This window comes from Myroides sp. A21 (assembly GCF_000807225.1).
Lineage (GTDB): Bacteria > Bacteroidota > Bacteroidia > Flavobacteriales > Flavobacteriaceae > Flavobacterium > Flavobacterium odoratimimum.
Genome location: NZ_CP010327.1, coordinates 895856 through 918156, shown reverse-complemented (window position 1 = coordinate 918156; position 22301 = coordinate 895856). Strand labels below are relative to the sequence as shown.

The 22301-nt window shown below is 35.1% G+C and carries 20 protein-coding genes and 1 riboswitch; of the genes, 16 read left to right on the top strand and 4 right to left on the bottom strand.

Annotated elements, in window-relative coordinates:
- Nucleotides 1–41: 41 nt before the first annotated feature.
- Nucleotides 42–455, bottom strand: a complete 414-nt coding sequence (locus tag MYRA21_RS04295) for a DUF6691 family protein (protein WP_006259766.1) — start codon at nucleotides 453–455, stop codon at nucleotides 42–44.
- Nucleotides 456–492: 37 nt separating this feature from the next.
- Entirely contained in the window at nucleotides 493–1053 is a 561-nt protein-coding gene (locus MYRA21_RS04290) for a YeeE/YedE family protein (RefSeq protein WP_006259765.1), read from the bottom strand.
- A 659-nt stretch (nucleotides 1054–1712) separates the two neighbouring features.
- Between MYRA21_RS04290 and MYRA21_RS04285 the strand changes: the two genes are divergently transcribed.
- The 12 genes from MYRA21_RS04285 to MYRA21_RS04230 all read left to right on the top strand — a co-directional run bounded on the left by MYRA21_RS04285 (nucleotide 1713) and on the right by MYRA21_RS04230 (nucleotide 17514).
- A complete protein-coding gene (locus MYRA21_RS04285; RefSeq protein ID WP_006259764.1) occupies nucleotides 1713–2072 on the top strand; it encodes a DsrE family protein in 360 nt (119 codons plus the stop codon).
- A gap of 64 nt (nucleotides 2073–2136) precedes the next feature.
- Complete coding sequence (locus MYRA21_RS04280; RefSeq protein ID WP_039328633.1) at nucleotides 2137–4578, top strand: bifunctional UDP-N-acetylmuramoyl-tripeptide:D-alanyl-D-alanine ligase/alanine racemase; 2442 nt, start codon at nucleotides 2137–2139, stop codon at nucleotides 4576–4578.
- 44 nt (nucleotides 4579–4622) lie between these two features.
- Nucleotides 4623–5060: a large conductance mechanosensitive channel protein MscL gene (gene mscL, locus MYRA21_RS04275; protein ID WP_006259762.1), complete on the top strand. Its 438-nt coding sequence runs from the start codon at nucleotides 4623–4625 to the stop codon at nucleotides 5058–5060.
- A gap of 267 nt (nucleotides 5061–5327) precedes the next feature.
- Nucleotides 5328–8687, top strand: a complete 3360-nt coding sequence (locus MYRA21_RS04270; RefSeq protein WP_006259761.1) for a SusC/RagA family TonB-linked outer membrane protein — start codon at nucleotides 5328–5330, stop codon at nucleotides 8685–8687.
- A 13-nt stretch (nucleotides 8688–8700) separates the two neighbouring features.
- On the top strand, nucleotides 8701–10242 hold the full coding sequence (locus MYRA21_RS04265) for a RagB/SusD family nutrient uptake outer membrane protein (protein ID WP_006259760.1): 1542 nt from the start codon (nucleotides 8701–8703) through the stop codon (nucleotides 10240–10242).
- A 19-nt stretch (nucleotides 10243–10261) separates the two neighbouring features.
- Nucleotides 10262–11146: a putative zinc-binding metallopeptidase gene (locus MYRA21_RS04260; protein WP_006259759.1), complete on the top strand. Its 885-nt coding sequence runs from the start codon at nucleotides 10262–10264 to the stop codon at nucleotides 11144–11146.
- A 21-nt stretch (nucleotides 11147–11167) separates the two neighbouring features.
- Entirely contained in the window at nucleotides 11168–12523 is a 1356-nt protein-coding gene (locus MYRA21_RS04255; protein WP_006259758.1) for a DUF4302 domain-containing protein, read from the top strand.
- A gap of 142 nt (nucleotides 12524–12665) precedes the next feature.
- Complete coding sequence (locus MYRA21_RS04250; protein WP_006259757.1) at nucleotides 12666–13277, top strand: 4'-phosphopantetheinyl transferase superfamily protein; 612 nt, start codon at nucleotides 12666–12668, stop codon at nucleotides 13275–13277.
- 49 nt (nucleotides 13278–13326) lie between these two features.
- Nucleotides 13327–14049, top strand: a complete 723-nt coding sequence (locus MYRA21_RS04245; protein WP_006259756.1) for a Bax inhibitor-1 family protein — start codon at nucleotides 13327–13329, stop codon at nucleotides 14047–14049.
- A gap of 72 nt (nucleotides 14050–14121) precedes the next feature.
- The gene (pnuC, locus tag MYRA21_RS04240) at nucleotides 14122–14748 is read left to right on the top strand and encodes a nicotinamide riboside transporter PnuC (protein ID WP_006259755.1); all 627 of its coding nucleotides are present in this window, start codon (nucleotides 14122–14124) and stop codon (nucleotides 14746–14748) included.
- Nucleotides 14733–15131, top strand: a complete 399-nt coding sequence (arfB, locus tag MYRA21_RS04235; protein WP_006259754.1) for an alternative ribosome rescue aminoacyl-tRNA hydrolase ArfB — start codon at nucleotides 14733–14735, stop codon at nucleotides 15129–15131. The genes pnuC and arfB overlap by 16 nt, the downstream gene beginning before the upstream one ends.
- A 75-nt stretch (nucleotides 15132–15206) precedes the next feature.
- A riboswitch (TPP riboswitch) is annotated at nucleotides 15207–15295 on the top strand.
- Nucleotides 15296–15372: 77 nt separating this feature from the next.
- A complete protein-coding gene (locus tag MYRA21_RS04230) occupies nucleotides 15373–17514 on the top strand; it encodes a TonB-dependent receptor (protein ID WP_006259753.1) in 2142 nt (713 codons plus the stop codon).
- A gap of 401 nt (nucleotides 17515–17915) precedes the next feature.
- On the opposite strand, the gene MYRA21_RS04225 is transcribed toward MYRA21_RS04230, so the two are convergent.
- Nucleotides 17916–18371 carry a hypothetical protein gene (locus MYRA21_RS04225; RefSeq protein ID WP_006259752.1) on the bottom strand — a complete coding sequence of 152 codons (456 nt, stop codon included), beginning with the start codon at nucleotides 18369–18371 and terminating at the stop codon, nucleotides 17916–17918.
- A gap of 155 nt (nucleotides 18372–18526) precedes the next feature.
- Between MYRA21_RS04225 and greA the strand changes: the two genes are divergently transcribed.
- Nucleotides 18527–19003, top strand: coding sequence for a transcription elongation factor GreA (gene greA / locus MYRA21_RS04220; RefSeq protein ID WP_006259751.1), 477 nt, complete (start codon nucleotides 18527–18529; stop codon nucleotides 19001–19003).
- Between the two features lie 16 nt (nucleotides 19004–19019).
- Nucleotides 19020–19409, top strand: a complete 390-nt coding sequence (locus tag MYRA21_RS04215) for an HIT family protein (protein ID WP_006259750.1) — start codon at nucleotides 19020–19022, stop codon at nucleotides 19407–19409.
- 34 nt (nucleotides 19410–19443) lie between these two features.
- On the opposite strand, the gene MYRA21_RS04210 is transcribed toward MYRA21_RS04215, so the two are convergent.
- Entirely contained in the window at nucleotides 19444–20598 is a 1155-nt protein-coding gene (locus MYRA21_RS04210; RefSeq protein WP_006259749.1) for a PAS domain-containing sensor histidine kinase, read from the bottom strand.
- Between the two features lie 133 nt (nucleotides 20599–20731).
- Between MYRA21_RS04210 and MYRA21_RS04205 the strand changes: the two genes are divergently transcribed.
- A complete protein-coding gene (locus tag MYRA21_RS04205) occupies nucleotides 20732–21604 on the top strand; it encodes a flavin reductase family protein (RefSeq protein WP_039328628.1) in 873 nt (290 codons plus the stop codon).
- Between the two features lie 25 nt (nucleotides 21605–21629).
- Nucleotides 21630–22289, top strand: a complete 660-nt coding sequence (locus MYRA21_RS19495; protein ID WP_006259747.1) for a DUF3127 domain-containing protein — start codon at nucleotides 21630–21632, stop codon at nucleotides 22287–22289.
- Nucleotides 22290–22301: the final 12 nt, after the last annotated feature.

Below are 22301 nucleotides of genomic sequence, written 5' to 3'. Positions count from 1 at the left end.
AATATATCAAAAGTATTAGTTCCTTTAATCCATATTGTTTATTAATGAGGAAGCCATCTTCTGATCAATCCATAGAACCAAGTCCCTAATAATGCTCCGATGATGGCAATCAAAATAGGTAAAAAGCCTGCTCCAAATAAGGCAAACATAGGTCCGGGACAAGCTCCTCCTAATGCCCATCCTAACCCGAAAAAGATTCCTCCTATCAGATAGCGTGGTACACTCTTCTCTTTTGGGGTGAACTCTATCGGGTTACCAGAGAAGTCTTTGATATTCTTTTTCTTGATAATATAGGTTGCGATAACAGCGATTGTTAACGCAGTTCCCATAATACCATACATGTGGAAGCTGTCGAATTGAAACATTTCATATATTCTGAACCACGATGCCGCGCCAGACTTAAACATCCCTATCCCGAAAAGCATTCCGACTAATAAATAGGCTAATTTTTTCATTGTATCTTATTGATATAAATATTGTTAATCACTTGTGTTAGAAAATAAAAGGGAACAGTAGGTGTACCATAATTAACCCTCCTATAAAGAAACCAATTACAGCTATCAAGGAAGGCAATTGTAGATTACTCAACCCACTGATTGCATGTCCTGAAGTACATCCTCCTGCATATCTAGAACCAAACCCTACGAAGAACCCTGCTAATAATAGTAGTCCGATAGATTTAATAGAACCGAATACTTCATTAGAGAATAGCTCTGTCGGTATATATGCCTTGCCAGCACTTTCTATACCTAGTGTATGTAGCTTCTCTATCGTCTGATCGGCTAGTGGTATCGCTGCTGGCTCTACACTCAAGAAGTGGTATGCGATGAACCCTCCTAGGATAGTACCTACTAAGAAAAGTAAGTTCCACGTCTGAGCTTTCCAGTTAAAGCAGAAGAAATCACAACTCTTACCTGCTCCCATCATCGAGCACATGGTGCGTAGATTAGAGGAAAACCCAAAAGATTTGCCCATTAATAAAAGTAATATAAGTGTAGTAGCGATGAATAAACCTCCTACATACCAAGGCCATGGGCCATATATCCATTCCATAACATTTAATTTAATAAGACAAAGTTCTCGATTAAAATCGAGAAGAAATGTAACCTAGGATACACAGCACTTCTTTTTTGTTAGTACACCATTTATATTGAAAGATGATTGGATATAGGAATGTAAGTGAAAATTAATACTACGTAATACTGTGATAAGAGGAGAATACTGGGTGTATAAAAGGTGTATTGTTGGAGAAAAGTGCTTCTATGTCCATCATTCTCGGGGTATTGTCCATGTATTGTCGAAGGAAATGCCTCTAAAGCCTTATTTTACTAAGTATAAGGGGAGTATTGTGATTGAGGTGGTATAGGGGTGTTTTAGGGTTATTGTATTGATAATTAGTGTATTGTTGTTTTTTTGGTGGTAAAAAAAGTAAATTGTTTTTTTAGAAAAATTGTTCTTATAGATGGTTTTTGAGGTAATTTTTTTAAAAAAGAAGGTGTTGAAAGAGAATTTTGGGTATAAATAGGAACTTATTTATGCTGAAAACAAAAAAAAGAAATTCCTTTTTTTGAAAGGATAGATTTAGATCTGAATAGAATTTTAAACAGAATAGTAGCAAAAGTTTGTGAGAGTTTATTAGTCGATATGAGTGGTTTTTAGTAGTTTTATAGAACTTAAAAAATAGAACCCAAAACTTAAAAATAGATATACTTATGAAAAATACAAAGCACAACGTTGTATTTCAATTAAACACAGACAACATTAACGAACAGAATGCACTAATGACTTATGTATCTAATGTTAGAAATCACTGGAAAGAGGATGTAACGATACAAGTAGTCGTGCATGGGCCTGGTATCGGAATGCTTAGAAAAAGCAAGACGATGGTAGGAGAACCTCTTAAGGCAGTGATGCAAAAAGGTATACAATTCTTTGCGTGTGAGAATACAATCAATGCTCGCAAAATAGATAAATCAGATATTATCGAGAATGTAGGATTCGTACCTTCAGGATTAGTTTATATTATCGAAAAACAAGAAGAAGGGTGGTCTTATATAAAATGTAATTTTTAAGATTTTATATAGATAGAGAGTGGTATGACTCTCTTTACCTTTGTGTATCAAATAAGGCAAAATAATGAAATTTAATACGGATGCGTTCTGTTCATTCATTGGAGCAGACATTATAGGAAACAGTAAGAGTGAATATGTAGATATTTCGAATATATCCGTAGACAGTAGGTCATTGCAGAATGATCAACACACTTTATTTTTTGCATTAAAAGGAGGTAATCATGATGGTCATGATTATATCGAAGAATTGGTAAATAAAGGAGTCAGATATATCGTCATCTCTGACCAGACTAAGGTACGTCCTATAGAAGGAGTACTTTTCTTTAAAGTAAATAATACATTAGCTGCACTTCAGGGTGCGGCTATTTTTCATAGAGATCGTTTTGATTTTCCAGTTATCGGAATTACAGGTAGTAAAGGAAAGACGGTAGTAAAAGAATGGCTTAACTATCTACTGAGCGAAGAGTATAAGATCATCAAGAGCCCTAAGAGTTATAATTCTCAGACGGGTGTGCCACTATCTGTATTTGGGATAGAGGAGAAGCACAACTTAGGTATCTTCGAAGTTGGAATATCTACTGTGGGTGAAATGGAGAGACTTGCTAAGGTGGTCAAGCCTACTATAGGTGTTTTTACAGCACTTACAGAAGAGCATGGAGAAGGTTTTCGCTCATTAGAAGAAAAAGTGAGTGAGAAAGCTAAACTATTCCAGGATGCTGAGGTAGTTATTTGTGAGCAGAATGAGTTGTTATTACAATATTTTAGTTCTGTTGCTTCTGTATATACTTGGAGTCTGACAGATACGTCAGCGAATGTCTATGGACAGCTTTATTCCTCTAGTCTTACTGTATCTATTGATCAAGGTGATTCGTACTCAGTAGAACTTCCATTCACAGATGATAGTTCTATGCGTAATATAATGACTTGTATTAGTACGATGTCTTACTTAGGGTATGACTTAGAGAAGATAGCACAGCGTATCCAAGGACTCTATCCAGTAGAACTGCGTATGCAGGTAAAGAATGGTGTGAATAACTGTACGATAATAGATGATGCGTATAATGCAGATTATCAGTCACTATCTATCGCTCTTGACTTTCTAGAGAAGCATAAGGTGAGTGCGTCTAAGACTGTGATACTATCAGATATGTTTAAGAGTGGGTATGAGGAGGAGGAGATATATGGTCAGCTAAAAGAGCTGTTGTCTACACATCAGATAACTCGTGTGATCGGTATAGGAGAGCATATAAGTAAGTATCTAATCGGGACGACGAACACTTATCTATATAGAGACACTGAAGAGTTCTTACAGAAAGTATCTGTAGAGGATTTTAGTGATGAGAATATCTTAGTCAAAGGGGCTAGAGGATTCCGCTTTGACAGAATCGTCACGATGCTAGAGAAGAAAACGCATGAGACTGTACTAGAAGTTAATCTTACTGCGATGTGTCACAACCTTAATTTCTACCGTTCAAAGCTAAAGCCAGAGACTAAAGTGATGGTCATGGTGAAGGCATTCGGATATGGTAATGGTAGCTATGAAGTAGCGAAATTATTAGCTCATGAGAAGGTAGATTATCTAGGAGTAGCTTTTGCAGATGAGGGAATAGAATTGCGCAAGGCTGGTGTGAATACTAAGATTATCGTGATGAATCCTGAGATTAATGCATTCTCAGCGATGATAGCGTATGATCTAGAGCCAGAGGTGTACTCTGTACGTGAGCTTAATGCATTCTTAAAAGTAGCTAGAGAACGCAACTGCTATGAATATCCTATCCATATCAAGCTGGATACGGGTATGCATAGACATGGTTTTTTGACTGAAGATCTAGACGAGTTAATAGAAGTGCTTAGACATACTAATGTGGTCGAAGTCAAATCTATATTCTCACATCTATCATCAAGTGATATGCCTGAATATACAGACTTTACACTTGGACAGATAGAGATGTTTACAGATAACTCAGATAAACTAATACAAGAATTAGGGATTAACCCAATACGTCATATTCTGAATACATCCGGTATTTTTAACTTTTCGGAGCATCAGTTTGATATGGTTCGATTGGGAATAGGATTGTATGGAGTTGGTAATGATAGAGAAGAAATGCAACAATTGGCTAATGTTAGTACGCTTAAAACTCGCATTATGCAAATCAAAGAAATCAAAGATAAAGACAGTGTAGGATACGGTCGGAGATTTCGCGCAGAAGGTAAAACACGTATCGCCACTGTGCCCATAGGATATGCTGATGGAGTACATCGCTCATGGGGACCTGTGGGCTATGTCTTAGTAAATGGGCAAAAAGCAGAGATCACAGGATCTATCTGTATGGATATGTTAATGATCAATGTAACAGAAATAAAATGCCAAGAAAATGATGAGGTTGTTATTTTTGGTAAAGACCTGCCAGTCACTATTATAGCAGATAAAATAAAAACAATACCATATGAGATTTTAACGAGTATTGCACTTCGCGTTAAAAGAATTTTTTTTATAGAGTAAAAAAGTTATATTTTTAACTATTCAAAACTTAAACAATAAAGACTATGGGATTTGTAAAAGAATTTAAAGAATTCGCTGTCAAAGGCAATGTAATGGACCTAGCGGTAGGGGTAATCATCGGGGGAGCATTCGGTAAAATTGTAACGAGTGTTGTAAACGATGTTATTATGCCATTAGTATCTGCTATCATCGGAACACCTGATTTCACTAATATGTATGTAGTGTTAAAAGGAGATGCACCTGATGGGGCACCTCTAGCAGCAGCAAGAGGAATAGACGGTAATGTTGTATTTGCTTATGGTAGCTTTATTACAGAGGTAATCAACTTTACATTGTTAGCTCTATGTGTATTCCTTTTAGTAAAAGGAGTTAACTCATTAAGAAAGAAAGAGGAGGCTGCACCAGAAGCACCTGCAGGACCACCAGCACCTACTCAAGAGGATCTTTTAGCAGAAATCAGAGATTTGTTAAAGAAACAATAATATTATGACTGTGGTTTCTTAAAATCGCTTTGTGATAATAAAAAAGGGTATACTTTATGTATACCCTTTTTTATTTACCTTATCTGACATAGTAGTTAATATAAATAAATTATAGTGTGTAATTTTTATTAAATATATTTAAAAGTTTATATTATTTAATAAATAGTGTATTATGATGATAATTTGATAAAAATCACATTACCTCTAGTTTTTGATAATATTATGTTATTTATTTGTTAATGATAAATTAATTAATAGTTAACAAGTATGAAGAAAGGTTTACTTAAATTCTTTTTCTTCTCATTAGCACTTACAGTTACTGGAAGTGTGTATGCGCAAGAAAAGGTAATTAAAGGAAGAGTTGTGGCTTCTGATGATGGTTCATCATTGCCTGGCGCTACTATATTTGTCAAAGGTACTAAAGAGGGAGTACAGACAGATATAGATGGAAATTACTCTATTAAGGTAAATGGTAAGGACGCCGTTCTTGTGTTTGAATTCATGGGATTCAATTCAGCAGAGAAGAAAGTCGGAGAGCTAGCAGTTATCAATGTTTCTTTAGGAGAAGCAACGGAGATGATTGACGAAGTAGTGATTAATACAGGGTATCAGACTATTACTAAACGTAAGGAGGCTGGAGCTGTAAGTCGTATCGAAGCGAAAGATCTGAAGGTAGATGGGGTAGCGGATGTGAGTAGAATGATCGAAGGTAAGGTAGCAGGGGTAACTATACAAAACCCTTCAGGTACTTTCGGAGCTGCTCCTAAAATTACTATTCGTGGAGCTTCTTCTATTATGGGAGATACTAAACCACTATGGGTAATTGATGGTGTAGTACAGGAAGATATTGTGAACGTATCATTTGAGCAGTTAGCTTCAGGTAACTCAGAGTCTATTTTAAGTTCTGCTTTGTCTGGAATTAATGCGGATGATGTATTGAGTATTGACGTACTTAAGGATGCTTCTGCGACGGCTATTTATGGATCTCGTGCCATGAATGGGGTAGTGGTGATCACTACTAAATCTGGTAGAAGAGATACGCCTATGTCTATTAGCTATACGATGGAGAATACACTGCGTCCTATACCTCAGTACAATCAATATGATGTGATGAATTCACAAGATAATATGATGGCGTATAGAGAGCTTCAGAATAAAGGCTATTTAGATTATGCTTCTATGTTATATGGGAGACATAGTGGAGCATACGGAATTATGTATCGTGCTATGAATGAATTTGATCCTGTGCATAATCAATATGGGGTGCATAATGGGGAAGCTGCACAAAATAAGTTTTTACAAACTTATGAAAAAGCAAATACAAATTGGTTTAAAGAATTATTTAGGCCTTCTATTGTACAACAACATTCATTAAGTTTTAATGGAGGAGGAAAAAATAATGCCTATTTTGCCTCTATTGGTTACTTAGCTGATTCAGGATGGTCTATTGCTGATAAAGTACACCGTCTGACATTGAACCTAAAGAATACATTCTTTGTAAATGATAAGTTAAAAATATCGTTATCATCTATTGCTTCAGTACGTGATCAGAAAGCACCAGGGGCTTATGATGCAGAAAAAGATGTAGTAAATGGATCTGTAAAACGTGATTTTGACATTAATCCATTTAGTTATGCTTTAAATACAACTAGAACGTTACGCCCTTATGATGACAATGGAAACTATGAGTACTATAGAAGTAACTGGGCTCCATTTAATATCATGAATGAGTTAGACAATAACTATATGGATATTGATGTAAAAGATATTCGTTTTCAATTGGATTTAGATTATAAGTTATTACCTAACTTAACGTATAATTTAAGTGGATCTGCTCGCTATGCAACTACAAAACGTGTGCATAATGTGACTCAGGATTCAAATGTGATAGGTGCTTATAATGCAGATAAGTCAACAGTAGAACGCGATCAAAATATCTTTTTATATAGAGATCCTGATCAAAAAGAAGTTCCTCCAATGCCTATTATGACAAATTCAGGGCTAAAGAGAACATTTACGAATGATATGACATCTTTCTTATTGAGAAACAGCTTTACTTATGACAATGTGTTTAACGATTTACATGAATTAGATGTTTTCGGAGGTACAGAGATGAGAGTAGTAAACCGTGATAAAGATTATTTCTTAGCTCAAGGAGTTCAATTTGACAAGGGTTTAACTACTTATCCAGAGTTATTAGCAATGCGTAAATTGTTAGAGCAAGGGGGAGAGTATTTTACTTATGGTGAAGAGAAAGAAAGAACAGTAGCCTTCTTTGCTAGAGCAGCTTATACCTATGATAGACGTTATACAGTGGCTTTAACAGGGCGTTACGATGGGTCAAATAGACAAGGAGATACAGGTTCTTCTAGATGGTTACCAACTTGGACTGCTTCAGGAAAGTGGAATATCTCTAGTGAAAAGTTTATGGAGAACTCACATACGGTGAGTAATTTAGCATTACGTGCTTCTTATGGATTAACTGCTACATCTGGACCAGCAACGAATTCTTTAGCAATCTATAGACCATATGTTACGCCTAGACCTGATTTGAATACTATAGAGAATGGTATTTCTATTAAGGATCTTCAAAATACAGAGCTAACATGGGAAAAACAACATGAAGCAAATATTGGTATTGACTTAGGTTTATGGAATAATAGAGTGCAGTTAGTAGTAGATGCCTACCAAAGGAATGCTTTTGACTTAATTGATTATGTACGTACATCAGGTGTAGGTGGTCAAAATGTTAAGTTAGGTAATAATGCAGATATGCGTACTAGAGGTATTGAGTTCGGTATTACGACTACTAATATTAAAACACCTGAGTTTAGCTGGTCTACTACATTGAACGGATCTTACTACAATCAAGAAGTTACTAGGTTACAAAATACTCCTCGTGTGATTGATTTAGTACAAGGATTTAATGGTAACGTAGTAGGAAGACCTCGTAATGCTTTATATTCTTATCAATTTACAGGGCTAGATTATAGAGGATTACCAACTTTTTTACAAGCACCTGGTCAAACAGATGTAATTGGTGGAGCTAATTTTCAAGATACCAATAATCCAACAGGTTATTTAAAATATGAAGGATCGATTGAACCAAATAAGACTTTAGGGTTAACGAATACATTCACTTATAAAAATTGGAGTTTAAATTTCTTGATTGTAGCATCAGGAGGAAATAAAATTCGTTTATATCCATCTTATGCAGCTAGATATAGTGATACAGATGTATTTAGTAAGTCATTTGAAGATCGTTGGATTAATCCAGGTGATGAGAATATTACTAATGTACCTGTTATACCTGATAATACCCTTGTAAGTGTGTTAGGAAGTAGAGTCATGGAAAGAGCTTATAATACTTATAATTATTCTTCAGAGCGTGTAGCTGATGGTGGATTTGTGAGATTAAAGAACGTTTCATTGACTTATGAATTCCCTGATCATTTCAAACGCTCTATGAAAATGTCTAATTTCTCATTGCGTTTTAATGCAACTAACCCATGGTTAATCTATGCAGATAAAAAGCTTAATGGAGAAGATCCAGAATTTTACAGAACAGGAGGGGTAGCTATGCCACAAACAAGTCAATACACATTGACACTTAATGTTGGTTTTTAAATTTTAGATTATTATGAACAGAGTAAAGATATTAGTAGGATTATTAATCTTGGCAACTGCTACAGTAGGCTGTAGTGACTTTCTTTCAGAAGTGCCAGATAATAGAACTCAAATAGATACACCTAAAAAGGTGGGAGAATTATTGGTAGGAGCTTATCCAAATACTAGTCATGCTGAATTTGCTGAACAGATGAGTGATAATGTTGTTGATAGTGGGCGTTTGCATTTTACTTCTTTGCAAACAGAACAAAATTATCAATGGTTACCTGCTACAGAGGAAGATATAGATTCTCAATATGCTTTTTGGATGGATAGTTATAAAGCGATTGCTAGTGCTAATAAGGCTTTGGAGGCTTTAGAAGAAATGCAGAAAGAATATGCTAATAAACCTTCATCTAATTATGGATTAAAACAGTTGAGAGCAGAGGCTTTATTAGCTCGTGCTTATAATCATTTTATGCTTGTAAATTTATGGGCGAAAAGTTATAATCCAGCTACAGCAGAAAGTGATTTAGGAGTACCTTATGTTACTACTGTTGAAACACAGTTAAAACAAGAGTATAAAAGACATAGTGTCGCTGAAGTTTATAAATTCATAGAACAGGATTTATTAGAAGGTCTTGAAGGAATAAAAGGAGCGTCATATAGTAGCCCTGAAATTGCTAAGTATCATTTTACAGAGGCTTCAGCTAAAGCTTTTGCAGCTCGTTTTTATTTGTTTAAGGGAGATTATGCTAAAACAATAGAGTACTCTAATCAGCTTGGAAATGTGCCAGTTGGTAAACTTAGAGATGTTTATGATTCTAGAAAGTGGGATGATAAACAGAATAATAGAGAATTTGCTAAAACAGATAAAGTAACTAACTTATTAGTTGCTAATTCAGAATCAATAAAAGGTAGAAGCCAACATACAACACGCTTTGTATTAACATCTGCTGTAGCTAGTAGAGATAAAGGATTATTTACTGCTGATGCAAACCCATTAGGAATAACGTGGAATTATCCTAGTGCTACTTATCAGAATAATGATGTGTATTATGTTCCTAAATTCTATGAGTATTTTAAAATCAAAGACTTTACGAATATGACGGGTAATCCATATGTTGCTTTTGTGCTGTTTTCTAATGATATGTTATATTTAGATCGTATGGAAGCATTTGTGATGGAGGATAGAATTGATGAGGCTTTAAAAATGTATTCTTACTTAGTGTTAAGTCGCTCTTTGATTAAACCAGAGTTGAAACCAGAGGATTTATTAGATGTTATGGAGTATGAGTATGTGGAAGAATTATTTCCATATGTTCCAGGAAAATATACTCCTTTAAAAACTATTAATGAGAAACAAGCAGTAATGCTTGAAGCTGTAGCTGATATGAGAAGAAGAGAAGGTTTTGAAGAAGGATATCGTTGGTTTGATATTAGAAGATTTGGTTTGGAAGTAAAACATCAAATGGTAGGAGGTCCTGAAATTATTCTTAAAAAAGGAGATCTAAGATATCAATTACAAATTCCTCAAGTTGCAATAGATAATGGAATCCAAGCTAATCCAAGATAAACCTTAAAAAAGAAAGATTATGACAGTAAAAAATATAATAAAAGGAGTTGGTTTAGTTTTTACAGCCTCTGTATTATTAAGTGCTTGCTCTAGTGATGATAAATTAAGAGATGAATCTATTTTTGATACTACAGAAAAACCTAAAACAGAATTAGATCAATGGATTGAAAATAAGTATACAAAGCCATATAATATTTCGGCTACTTATTTATGGGATGAATCATTAGGAAAGCCTGATAAAACATTGTTTCCTCCTAAAGTGTCTAGTGTAAAACCAGCTTTGCAAGTTATCAAGAAAATATGGATTGATACTTATACAGAGATAGGTGGTGAGGATTTTGTTAAGAAATTAGCACCTAGACAATTACATTTCATAGGAAGTTACAATCTGAATCATAATGGTACAATTGTATTAGGAGATGCTGGAGGAGGTGCGAGAATTACGATGTATAATACAGATTATATTAACTATAAAAGTTTAGCAAGTGTTAGACAGTTTGTACATACTATTCAACACGAGTATATTCATATTCTAAATCAAACTAAACCTTATGATTTGAAAGCTTGGAGTAAAGTAGCAAGTTTAAAAGGAGGATATACATCAAGTTGGTATATTGAGCGCGATGATGTTAGTAATAATTTAGGCTTCGTGACACCTTATGCTCGTAGTAATTATGATGAGGATTTTGCTGAAACGGCAGCTTTTGTACTATTGAGATCAGAGGCAGAAAAACAAGCATTTTTGAAAGATATTAAAGATGCTGAAGGGAGAAAAATTATTGAGCAGAAGTTTCAATTAGTAGAACAGTATTTTAAAAATCAGTTTGATATGGATTTTTATGCACTACGTGATGCTGCTGAGAGAAATACACAAGCAGTGATGGCAGGTGATCTAGAAGAATAATACTTATTAAGATTTAGAATTATGAAAAAATATATAACTAAAGCTTTTTTAGCAACAATAATTCTTGCTGGAATAGCTTCTTGTCAAAAAGAAGAGGATCGAGTTTTCGATGAATCTGTTGCAGAACGTCTTTCTGAGCAAGAAAAAAAATTACAAGATTTACTATTGTCTTCAGAGTATGGATGGAAATTAGTATATAATACTTCTGAAGGAGATTTTGGTAGTTATACTTATTTGATGAGATTTAAAGATACTCGTAATGTTGAAATGGTATCTGATTTTGATGCATCAGGGCCTATTAGTGAGGTTACAGAATATGCTATTCATCAAAGAGCAACTGCGAGTTTAGTATTTACAACTCGTTCCAAAATACATCAATTATCAGATCCTGCTAATTCACCGTATGCTGCAGGTAAGGGATATTATGGAGAGTATCAGTTTGGCTATTATGGTAATACTGAAAATGAGATTTATTTTCGAACTCCAAAACAAGATCAAGAGTTAACATTTGTCAAAGCAACTAAAGAAGATTGGGAAACATTTAATCAACAATATACTATGGTTGATAATATGAATTCACTATCTAAACCTTATTTTAGAGTTGTAGATGTTGAAGTAGCTGGTAAGGTTGAGAGATTCGACTTTACGAATCTAGGTTCTGTAAGAATGGTTGATTTACAAGGTAATAAACTTTTTAAAGATAGTGATTATGCTTTGACTTATAATACTAGAGGGTTTATTGTAACTCCTGCGATGGAAGTTGGAGGACAGAAGATAACATCTTTTTTATATGATGAGATAAGCGATTCCTTTATTGGAAAAGAAGGTAATGTTAAGGTTAGTTTTAAATATTCAAATAAACCTGTTGTTTGGACTGATATGAGCTATAAAAAACTATTGTCTTTACCTACTAATCCTAAAGAACCTTATTTTATGTTTAGAACAGGTAGTTCTTATCAAATTTTAGGATCTAAATTTACTTCAGTATTTCTTAGAAACAAAATTGCAGAGTATGGAAAAGGAGCCAATGGTGAATATAAAATGTCAGCAGTTAATTTAACTTTTAATACAACTGTTAATACAGGAAGTGGAGTAGTGCCTTGTGCTTTGTCAGAATATGTTTTTGAAGGAAAAAGTTACGTTTACTTCTTCCAATTAAAAGAATTACAAGGGAATGTTGTTCAAGTTGTTCCTCTAGGTTGGAATACATTAAGTTTACCTGCCCAAGTAATTGAATTAAATGATTTATTCCTAGGAGAGAATTTATATATTAGAAAAGAGAGAGGTACTGTACAATACAGTAATCCTGTTATTACTTTTATTTCTAGTAAAGCTCCTATAGTTTTACCAACATGGGATTATGATGTTATTTTTTAATTAAATATATTGATTAGTTAAAGCCGCTCACTCGAGCGGCTTTTTTTGTGGATTAAAAAGTCAGTATGTACCATTGAGTGAAATGTTTCTTTAGGATTTTTTATTATTCAAGTATATTTGTCTGCGTAATTAAATAGATAAGATGCCTTTAGTAAAAGAAATCAAAGGAATAACCTACAAGGTGTTAGTTTGGAAAGTAGAAGAGAATCTCGTGGAACTGATGAACGGTGTTATGCTACAAGAGCGCTCTGCTGAGCGATTAAAAGGAATGAAATCTGAAGTACACCAAAAGGGATTTATGGCAGTCAGACAGTTGCTGCACCATGGAGGATATAGTGATAGCGACTTGTGTTATGATATAAACGGTAGACCTAGTCTTAGTGATAGTTCATTTATCTCTATTTCGCATTCGTTTGAGTATGCTAGTATTATCATAGGCAAGGAGAATGTGGGTATAGATGTAGAAATGAAGCGCGATAAAATAAAGCGTATTGCAAATAAGTTTTGCAATGAAGAAGAACTAAACACGGCCTTAAATTCTTCGGATGAGATTGATACATTGACAGAGATATGGTGTGCGAAAGAAGCTATGTTTAAGATGTGTGAGTCACGTAGCCTGAGTTTTAAAAGTGATATGCAGGTAGAACTTAAAACGAAAGAATGTTTTGTTAATAATGAAGTTTTTAATCAAAAATTCGAATATAAAACAATAGAATTAGATAACTTTGTGTTGGTTTATGCATTAGAGTCTTAATGCAATAGTAATTTTAAAAAGATAATTAGTACTTTTGAGAAAAATATAGATGATGAAAAACAATTTTGAAAATGTTGATTACACGCTACCTGTAGCTATGGAATCTGAAGTAGTAAGAGCACAGTTTTATAAAAAGACGTATGCTACTTTAGCAGCAGGAGTATTAGCTTTTATTGTATTAGAAGCTATTATGTTGAACACACCTTTCATTGTAGAAGGGATGTTTACTATTATTGGGATGGGTAAGTTCTCATGGTTGATCGTGCTAGGTGCCTTTATGGGGATCACTTGGTATGCACAGAGACTTGCTGATAACTCAGTAGATAAAAAGGTTCAGTATGCTGGACTGTTTCTATATGTATTAGCAGAGGCATTTATCTTTGTGCCTATTTTATATATCGCTATGTCTATGACTAATGACCTTACTCTGATTTCTCAGGCAGGTATTATGACATTGGCTTTATTTGGTGGATTGACTGGAGTAGTATTTAGCTCTAATGCTAACTTCTCTTTTATGAGATCTATCCTTAGTATTGGATTCTTCTTAGCTTTAGGTACTATTATTTGTGGTATGATCTTCGGATTTAACCTTGGGTTATGGTTCTCTTTAGCGATGGTAGCTTTAGCTTCTGGATCGATCTTATACTCTACATGGCAGATTAAAAATGAATACGCAGCTAACCAACACGTACCAGCTGCTCTATCATTATTTGCTTCGTTAATGTTACTTTTCTGGTATATTCTGAGAATTGTAATGAGTAGAAACAACTAATTAGAAAGATATATTATACTTTTGAACCGCATTCCATGAAGAGTGCGGTTTTTTATTTTAAGTGTATTTGTTATGATTGACTTTTTTTTTGGAGCATATAGAGAGACTAGTACGCTTCAGATAGTGTTAGAATCTATCGTATTTATCTTTGGGATTATGAGTGTATGGTATGCAGGTAAGGAGAACATCCTTGTCTACCCTACAGGCATTATTGCTACGATTATCACTGTTTACTTACTCTATGTGATAGGATATTATGGAGATATGATTTTGAATGGGTATTATTCTATCATGAGTGTTTATGGGTGGTATAACTGGTCTAGACAGAAAGACGGAGATACTCTTCTGAAGATTAGTCGTACGAACACTAGTGAGAAGATAAAAGGACTTATCATATTCGCAGTTACTCTTGTGATCATCTATGGCGTATATCACTTCTCTGGCAAAGAGATCCTACCTGAGAACTATATAGATATTATCACATCAGGTATCTTCTTCACAGGAATGTACTATATGGCACTAAAGAAGATAGAGAACTGGACACTGTGGATTATAGGAGATATTATCTCTGTTCCGTTATATGCTTATAGAGGATATGGGATATTAGCAGTACAATTTGCTATCTTTACAGTATTAGCTACGATGGCTTATATATCGTGGTATAAAACAATAAATAGAGAAAAATGCTTAGAGAAATAATCGAAAGAGAACTGACATTTAAGGCTGTGCGCAGTAGTGGAGCTGGTGGTCAGAATGTAAATAAAGTATCGTCTAAAGTGGTTCTGTCTTGGGACTGTCTAAACTCTCAAGGAGTAACAGAAGAAGAGAGAACACTGCTATTAGAACGTCTGAAAAATAGATTTAATAAAGAAGGTGTACTTATTCTAGACGCAGATAATACACGTAGTCAGGTTAAGAATAAAGAGATTGTCATTGATCGTTTCTTTCAGTTATTAGCGATAGGATTACACATCGAGAAAGAACGTAGAGAGACGAAAACTCCTCGTAGAGTATTGCAAAAAAGAAAAGACAATAAACAACAGAATTCTTTAAAGAAAGCCTTGAGAAAGAGAGTGTTTTAACCCAAAAGGTGTTAAACATCTCTTCTTCTTAGATATAGTTGTTTTTCTCTAGAAAAACAGCCTATATTTGTACCATAAATCTCAAAGGGGTGCCGTACGGCTGAGATCATACCCATAGAACCTGGGCGGGTAATGCTGCCAAGGGAGTATATACAGTTCATTCTAGAACTGTTGTGGACTAGTGTAATTATTAATTAATAAGAATAATTGCCCCTTTTATTTGTAGATATTTTTTTTACGAATGAAAAAAACATTACTTCAATCTTTATTGTTAACTGCTGTTTGTGCAAGTTCGACCTATGCACAAGAGAAACAAGTTAAAGATTCTGTTCAACAATCAACACTTAACGAGATCGTATTATCAGCTGTGCGTGCAGATGAGAAGACGCCTATCGCTTATGCTAACTTGTCTAAGAATGAGATCGGAAAGCGCAATCTCGGACAAGATATCCCTACCATCATGTCTTATATGACCTCAGTAGTGACTACTACAGATGCCGGTAATGGGATAGGGTACTCTAGCTTCAGGGTACGAGGATCAGACGCTACACGTGTCAACGTGACCTTAAATGGGATTCCCTATAACGATGGAGAGTCACAAGGTTCGTTTTGGGTAAATATGCCAGACTTTACATCATCTGTCCAGAATCTACAGTTACAGCGCGGTGTAGGTACTTCTACTAACGGATCAGCAGCATTCGGTGCGAGTCTTAATCTAAAGACAGATGACTTCTCACATGAGGCGAATGGAGAAATCTCTAATTCTTTTGGAAGTTATAATACGCGTAAGTCTACTGTCAAGTTTAGTACAGGATTGATCAATGATAAGTTTGAGATTGCTGGTCGTCTATCAGATATGAAGTCTGATGGATATATAGACCGTGCGTCTTCTAGGATGAAGTCATACTACTTACAGGGAGTGTATGTAGGTGAGACATCATTAGTGAAGGCTGTCGTATTCGGTGGTAAACAGAAGACCTATCAAGCGTGGAATGGTGTATCTCAGGCAGACATAGATAAGTATGGTCGTCGTTATAACCCTGCAGGGAAGTATAAGGATGATCAAGGCAATACACAGTTCTATGACAATGAGACTGATAATTATATCCAGACGCACTATCAACTACATTGGAGCGAGAAGTGGTCATCAGCGTGGTCATCTAATGTGTCACTTCACTATACTAAGGGAGATGGATATTATGAGAACTATAAGACGAACCAGAAGTTTAAGACTTATGGTTTCCAACCTATCATCGTAGACGGTAAGGAGGTAAATAAGACAGACCTTATCAGACAGAAGAGTTTAGCGAATCATTTCTACGGTATGGTGTTTAATACGAGCTACACTACAGATAAGCTTAATGTAATCTTAGGTGGAGGGGCTAATAAATACGAAGGAGACCACTTCGGTAATGTGTTGTGGACTAGAGAACCTGTGAAGATAGCACCTAACTATGAGTACTACAGAGACGATGCTGTAAAGACAGACCTTAACTTCTACGCGAAGGCTACTTGGCAGTTCGCTGATCAGTGGAGCTTATATGGAGATATGCAGTATAGACGTGTTACTTATGAGGCTAACGGTATCGAGACAGGGCTAGTAGATGATAAATTTAACTTCTTTAACCCAAAAGGAGGTATTACTTATCAGTTGAATGATTCGAACCAACTATATTTCTCTTATGCTAAAGGGAATAGAGAGCCGAATAGAAAGGACTACGAAGGCGAAGGAAAACCTAAGTCTGAGAGCATGGATGACTATGAGCTAGGATGGAGATTTAAAGGAGACCGTGCTACTGTGAATGTGAATGCGTACTATATGAAGTATAGAAACCAACTTATCTTAACAGGAGAAATAAACGATGTAGGAGCCATGTTAAGAGCAAATAGTGGTGATAGTTATAGAGCAGGTATCGAGATCGATGCGAATGTGAGAATATTAGATAAGTTATATTGGGCACCTAGTATGACTATTAGTGCTAATAAGAATAAGAACTTTATGACTACAGTAGCTGATTTACCTGTAAACCTAGGTACTACGAATATCGCATTCTCTCCTGATTTTATTGCTTCTAATGCCATTACGTATTTACCTGTAGAGGGGATGAGTGTATCTCTTCTAACGAAGTTCGTAGGAGAACAATATATGGCCAACTTAGATGCTAAGGAATCAAAGCTTGATTCATACTTTATCAACGATCTAAGTGCTACTTATGAGTTCCCGATTAAAGGATGGGTAAGATCTGTAGGCGTATCTGTATTAGCAAATAATATATTTAATGTAAAATATATGTCTAATGGATATTATGACCCAGAATGGGGACCTGCTTATTATCCACAGGCAGAGTTTAATATCTTGGCAGGACTGACTATTAAGTTCTAATCCATATTAATAAACAATCTAATAGGCTAGATTATTTATAGAGACCACCATAGCGATATGGTGGTTTTTTTTGACCTCGTTTTATCGTAATGTTGCTTTTAGTAAGATGCTGTAGGTCTTATAAGATCTAATGAACTAATATAGAGAGAATGACTCTATTTGCTCTTTTTGACTTATAATGGAGAATTGTTTTTGTTTTAAATGATTGAAATATAAGTGTTTATTCTTTTTTGTTTTTATTTCGTTCGGAAGCTATTCGGTAATAACTAGTATTTACTTGGGTTGAGAAGGGGTTTACCGAACCGTACTAAATCTCTACCCGAACCATCTCCACAAGAGAGTAAGGTACAAAAAAATACTCCGATGAAGGAGTATTGATATAGATTGATAGGATTTACTTATTAATAAGTCACGAAGATATTGTCACCACTTTTTCTTACTGGATAAGGCTTCAGTTGGTTGTATTTTAACCCTGGTTTTATAGACTGCCCATTACCTAGATAGAAGGCAGGTTCCTCTCCGTTATGTTGATGTTTATTGGTACAGTATACATACGGATCATTAGGTTTTTTTTGTACTAATCTAGAGGTAACAGGGTCAAAGGCATGGTCAGGACAGGTTAGATCATAAGCGAAATATTGTGAGCCAGCGTTGAATATTGCTACACCTATAATGCCTTGACTATAATTCACATAAGTACCGTTCTGATATCTTAGGTAGTCTGCATCTGCTTGGTACAGATTTACCATAAGATTGACTTTTACATTAGGTAGATAAGGGTTGTGATACCCACTACCGCTTTTACTACATGCTATAGATATTAGTAAAGTAAATAGGATTAGAAATAATTTCTTCATTTTAATAAACTATTTGAAAAACAAATTTAATTATTTAACTTTGACAAATATAGTAGAACAGTTAATTATTGATTTAACGATAAAAATAAAAATATCTTTATAGCGAAGAATCCCGTTTTTATGGGATTTTTTCTATTTATATAAACGTGTTAATTATGAGTAAGATTTCGTATTATACTGCGGAGGGTCTTAAAAAACTAAAAGACGAGTTAGAGCAGTTGAAGAGTGTGGAGCGTCCAAAGGCATCTCAAGCTATTGCAGATGCGAGAGATAAGGGAGACTTATCTGAGAATGCAGAGTATGATGCCGCTAAGGAAGCACAAGGTTTATTAGAACTAAAAATAGCAAAAGTAGAGGAAGTAGTAGCTAATGCTAGGTTGATAGACGAATCTCAGTTAGATATGTCTAAGGCTTTAGTATTATCTAAAGTGAAAATAAAGAACCAAGCTAATGGAATGGAGATTACCTATACATTAGTAGCTGAAAGTGAAGCAGACTTAAAAGCTGCAAAAATTTCAGTAACTTCACCTATCGGAAGAGGACTTCTAGGCAAATCTGTTGGAGATGTAGCTGAGATCCAGGTTCCTAATGGAATCATGAAGTTTGAGATTCTTGAGATCACTAGAGACTAATTTTAAAAAGTATATTATGAGTTCTATTTTCACTAAAATCATTACTGGAGAAATTCCTGCCTATAAGGTAGCAGAGGATGATAATTTCCTTGCATTCTTAGATATTAATCCGAATGCAAAGGGACATACACTATGTATTCCAAAAAAGGAAATCAATAAGATTTTTGATATGGAAGAGGATCATTATATGGAATTGATGAGGTTCTCTCGTAAGGTGGCTAAGGCGTTAGAGCTAGCTGTACCGTGTAAGAGAGTAGGGATGGCTGTAGTAGGGTTAGAAGTACCTCATGTACATGTGCATTTAATCCCTCTTCAAGAAATGGATGATATGCGTTTCATTAAGAAAGAAAAGCTAACTCCAGAAGAGTTCGAGAGTGTAGCTAAAGCTATTAACAGTCATTTATAAGACTGTATGGATAATGTAACAAAGGCTGTCTAGATTATAGATCAGCCTTTTTTTTGTGATATGTGATACAGAATGTAGTTCCTTTACCTATTTCTGATTGCGTTACTTTAATCTTTCCGTTTTGGAATTCTTCTACGATTCTCTTCGTTAGAGATAGTCCTAGCCCCCATCCACGTTTTTTAGTGGTATAACCAGGCTCGAATATTTTATTAAACATCTTCTTCGGTATCCCGCTTCCTGTATCTGTTACATAGATATTGACAGTCTTCTCACTATCCTGTATCAGGATAGCTAGTTTTCCTTTTCCTTTCATGGCATCGATAGCATTCTTGATTAGGTTCTCTATAGTCCAGCTATGTAATTCCTTGTTTAGAGGAATATTAATTTCGTAGTCAGGACAGTCTAGCGTGAAGATAATCTGCTTAGAGTTTCTCAGAGAGAAATAATCAAATGACTTCCTCGTCTCTGATACGATATCTACATTAGTTAGCTTCGGTATAGACCCGATCTTAGAAAAACGATCTGCTATTATCTGAAGTTTTTTGACATCTTTTTCTATTTCATCTGTAATTTCAGGGCTTACATTATCTAGCTTCATGATCTCTACCCAACCTAATAGTGAGGATAGAGGTGTACCTATCTGATGGGCTGTTTCTTTCGCCATTCCTGTCCATAGCTTGTTCTGAGTAGCGATCTTATTACTTCTATAGAAGTAGAATAGCAGAACTGTGAAGAATAAGAATATAAGTACTAATGTGACAGGGTAGTACTTTAGCTTGGTCAGTAAGGATGAGTTACCATAATAGACATACTGAGTTTGCTTACCTACTTTTAGGATAATAGGAGGGTTCTGAAACTTCAGTTTGCGCAGTAGAGCTTCTTTTTTCTCAGGAGTATTGACTATTTGTTCGTCTATATTGTTTAGAGAGATGATCTTATCATGCTCATCTGTCTGGATAATAGGGATAGTCTTATTCTCCATGATAATCAGAAAGGGTAGAGAAACGTCAGCTTCTATAGAAGTAGCTATATCAAGTGTATTCAGCGCTTCTGCCCATATTTTCATCTTGGTTCTCTCTTCTGTCTTATAGGTTTGAAAAAAGGAATAGGTGTTCCATAGGATGACTAATAAGGTGATTAAGGCTGCAGTAATGACTGACCAACGAAATATTTCTTTTTTACTTCTCAAGTTCTGATATGGGTTTTATGAACATTTAAAAGTAATTAAAATAAATGAATTGAATTTAGTTTAATGAAGTATTAAAAATTTTATGGTTCCTAAAAGCTTTTGTAACTTTACTTTTCTTCAATTAAATATACATATGAAATCTATAGAACCTAAAGATATATCTGTAGTAGAATTACAGAGATTAATGCAGACGTCTATCGGACCTCGTCCTATAGCACTAGCAAGTACCGTAGATGCTGATGGTAGACCTAACCTGTCGCCGTTTAGCTTCTTTAATATGGTGAGTACTAACCCGCCTATATTGGTCTTCTCTCCGTCTAGACGTGTAAGAGATAATACGAATAAACATACCTTATTTAACGTACAAGCTAATCTACAAGTAGTGATTAACGTGGTGACTTATGATATGGTACAGCAGACTTCTCTATCTAGTACAGAATATAAGGATGGGGTGAATGAGTTTGTCAAATCAGGATTGACGATGGTGCCATCTGATATCGTGAAGCCATTCAGAGTCAAAGAAAGTCCAGTGCAGTATGAATGTGTGGTACAGGAGGTAATCGGACTGGGTAATGATGGAGGTGCTGGTAATCTAGTAATCTGTGAGGTGGTAAAAATACATGTCAATGAGGAAATATTAGATGAGAACGGACAGATAGATCAGCATAAGATAGATCTAGTAGCACGTATGGGAGCGAACTGGTATACTCGTGCGAATGATGGTATATTTGAAGTAGAAAAACCATTGACTACACTAGGCCTAGGAGTAGATGCTCTACCAGAAGGAGTAGTGGAGAGTGGAGTGTTCTCTGGTAATGACCTTGGAGTATTAGGTAATGTAGAGCAGCTGCCTACGGAAGAGGAGGTTGCTTCTTTTGTGAATGCAAATGAAGAGTTAAAAGAAATTTTGGTTGCTAAGAATCAAATCAATAAATTTAAATTAGCAAAAAAATATTTAGAAGAAAATAATGTACCTTTGGCTTGGAAAACAATTTTAGCCAAATAGATTGTAATTAAAAAAAGAGATTAAAATGGAAGTTACAGGAAGAATCAAATTAATTGGACATACACAAGATATCAGTTCATCATTCAGAAAGAGAGAAGTAGTAGTAACTACGGAAGAGCAATATCCTCAGCACATTATGATTGAGTTTACACAAGATAAAGTAAATTTATTAGACTCTTATCAAGTAGGTGAGCAAGTACGTGTATCTATTAATTTGAGAGGTAGAGAGTGGCAAAGTCCACAAGGAGAAATCAGATACTTTAATACAATCCAAGGGTGGAGAATAGAACACATGATGCCAGTTCAACAAGGTGGTAACATGGGACAAAACCAACAACCTTATATGGGACAACAAGATAATATGCAGTCTCAATACGGAAATGCTGGTATGCAACAACAATCTAACCAACAACAAGGTTTCGCTCAGAACAATCAAGCTCAACAAATGGGTGGGTTTAATCAAGGGCAACAAGGTGGTTTCGCTCAAAATAACCAAGCTCAACAAGGAGGATTTAACCAAAACCAACAACAAGGTTTTGCTCAGAATACTCAATCTCAACAAATGGGAGGGTTCAATCAAAACCAAAACCAACAAGGTTTTAACCAAGGACAAAGTAATATGGGACAACAGTTTCCTCCTGCTTCAAGCTATATGGAGGAAGATCACGATGATTTACCATTCTAAAAATATTCTTTT